This is a genomic window from Sphaerochaeta sp. S2, from assembly GCF_016406725.1.
GTDB lineage: Bacteria > Spirochaetota > Spirochaetia > Sphaerochaetales > Sphaerochaetaceae > Sphaerochaeta.
On sequence record NZ_JAEKNT010000498.1, the window covers coordinates 1 to 1,133 of the forward strand.

Annotated in this window: 1 protein-coding gene; it reads left to right on the plus strand. The window is 33.9% G+C overall.

Going from position 1 to position 1,133, the window contains the following annotated elements; all coding sequences use genetic code 11:
* Positions 1-91: 91 nt before the first annotated feature.
* Positions 92-1,133 (plus strand): AAA domain-containing protein (locus JF818_RS14495; RefSeq protein WP_198892682.1); only part of this gene is annotated, 1,042 nt, incomplete at its 3' end.

The following is a 1,133-nucleotide window of genomic DNA, read 5'->3' on the forward strand; positions in this document are numbered from 1 at the left end:
CTGCTTATTCCTCGGCAGCTTCAATTGTATTTAAGAGACAGACATTATGCTTTTCTTCTTTTTTTGTTATAATTAACTGATTGGAGATTTTATGGATTATATAGTAAAGAATTTAATTAATGACATGTTAAGAGCGGTCGAATATGAAAGAGAAGAAGAGCGCGAAAGACATTTAAGTGAAATGAAATACCTTTCTGGTCAAGAAAGAGAAAAAAAAGGAAGAGCAGTCATTAACCTTAAAAGAAAAAAAATTGGTAGAACAATTAGTGGTGAATATTTATATCAATTTAGCAGAAAATACAACATCGAAACTGAAATCAGTATAGGTGATCAGGTCATCGTTAGTCAGGATAACCCTCTGGATGTTCAAAATCCCACTGGTATTGTTTATGAAATGACCAATAAGTCAATTACAATAGCTTTTACTAAGCAGCTGAGGATGGGGAATAATAGGCCAATACGAATGGACTTATCGGTAAATGATACGACTTATAAACGAATGGAAGATGCGTTATTACATCTGAAAAGCCCTGAGTTTTCAAAACTGAATACTATTTTAAGCGGTAAGTATCATGTATCAACGTTCGAAAAGGATATAAAATTTAAGAGCTTAAATGATGTTCAAAATCAAGCTGTTAACTTAGCTTACAATAATAATGGCTATTATAGTATACAAGGACCGCCAGGGACCGGTAAAACGTATACAGCAGCCCACTTGATCAAAACAATTGTTGAAGGGGGTAAAAAGGTTCTAATTACAGCAGATTCAAATGCCGCTGTAGATCATTTGATCAGACATTGTGCGAAACTCGGTTTGGATCCCTTAAGAATAGGCAACCCAATTCGTGTTAACAATGACTTAAAACCTTATACATTGGATTACAGAGTAGTGAAGCATGCTTTGTATTCTGAAATAGAGTTATTATCATCTGAATTAGAAGAAGTAAAAGTAACCCACAGTCATATGGATAAACCCAAGCCAAAAGATACGAGAGGTCATTCATATACAGAACTAATAGAATTAATGGACAAGAATCAGGCAAGTAGAGGGATTTCCAAAACAACACTCAAATATATGAAGCCATTTCTTAAAATTCAAAAGAGAATGGATTACATCTACACGAAGATACAAC